Below are 1,422 nucleotides of genomic sequence, written 5' to 3'. Positions count from 1 at the left end.
GAGGGTGTAGCTGGGATCTGAAGCCTCCCGTCTCGAGCAGTGATCTGGCGATGTAGTTGGTGAGGTTGCGGAACCCTAGGGCTGAGCCGCGGAGGTGTTCGAGCCGGCCGTTGATCGCCTCGGTGGGTCCGTTGCTGGTGCCGGGCCGGTCGAAGTAGGCCAGGACGTCCTCGGCTCGCTTCTTCAGGGTGCGTCCGAGAGTGATGACTTCGGTCAGCACCTTCGGCACACCGGTGCTGAGGGACTCGATGATCCGGACCATGAGTTCGCGGCCCTGGCGTCGGTCTTCGTGGCGGTACGCGGCGATCATGCGCTGGTAGATGCCCCAGGTCGCTTCGACCTCGACGTGAGCGTCGTCGGCGAATAGGTCGTTGAGCCTGGTGATCTGCTTGTCGGTGAGCAGCCCAGCGCCGGTGTGCAGGGTTCGGCGGGACTTGTAGAGCGGATCGTCCTTGTAGCCGCGGTGGCCGTGGATCGCGAGCTGGACCCGGTGCCGGCACCTGTCCAGGGCATCGCCGGCCAGGCGGACCACGTGGAAGGGATCCATCACCGCGGTCGCGTCGGGAACCTCCTCGGCAGCAGCGCTCTTGAATCCGGTGAACCCGTCCATCGCGACCACCTCGACCGCGGCGCGCCATGCGTCGTCACGGTCGGCGAGCCAGGTCCTGAAGGCCTGCTTGGAGCGGCCTTCGACCATGTCGAGCAGGCGTGCTGGGCCGGTGCCGTCGCGCACGGGGGTGAGGTCGATGATCACGGTCACGTACTTGTCGCCGCGGCGGGTGTGGCGCCACACGTGCTCGTCCACACCGATCACAGCGACGCCAGCGAACCGCATGTTGTCGTCGATCAGGACGCGCTTGCCCTCGGCGAGCACGGCGTCGTTGGCGGTGTTCCACGCCACGCCGAGTCCTTCGGCGACCCGGGTGACGGTCAGGTGCTGGACGACGATCCCCTCCAGCGCCCAGCGCAGCCCGCGGCGCGACAACTTCGCCCGCGACTCAGCGGCCAGACTCGTGTCCTGGCGCCACACGTGCCCGCAGCCGGTGCACCGGTAGCGGCGCACGCTCACCTCCAGCAGGGTGGGTCGCCAGCCCAGTGGCTCATGCGCAAGCCGGCGGAGCACGGTGTCGCGGGGAACGCCTTCGCAGCCGCAGCGGCGGCACCAGAGATCAGGTTCGAGGACGCGACACGACAGGACCGCGCCGTCGGGCTCCAGTCGTTGACCGATCGCTTCGAGGCCGAGCTCGTCGAGTCGACAGAACGTGGTCAGGGCAGGACAGGCGAAGCCCGCCTGCGGAGTAGCGTCAGGCACGTCGAGGTCTTCCGGATGGTGAGTGTGAGAACTTCCATCCTCGGGAGACCTCGACGCCTATCCCGGGACCGACGCGCCAGCCGTCGCTACACCCTCAACTGCGAAGAGCC

1 protein-coding gene is annotated in these 1,422 nt (G+C 68.0%); it reads right to left on the bottom strand.

What is annotated here, in order from left to right; genetic code table 11:
* Positions 1-1,312, bottom strand: a 1,312-nt coding sequence (locus KVA01_RS12540) for an ISL3 family transposase (protein WP_141270580.1), incomplete at its 3' end; no start/stop codon positions are given.
* Positions 1,313-1,422: the final 110 nt, after the last annotated feature.

The sequence above is a fragment of the Kocuria varians genome (assembly GCF_006539885.1).
Lineage (GTDB): Bacteria > Actinomycetota > Actinomycetes > Actinomycetales > Micrococcaceae > Kocuria > Kocuria varians.
Note: the sequence above shows the minus strand (reverse complement) of the source record. Positions and strands in the feature narration are given on the sequence as shown.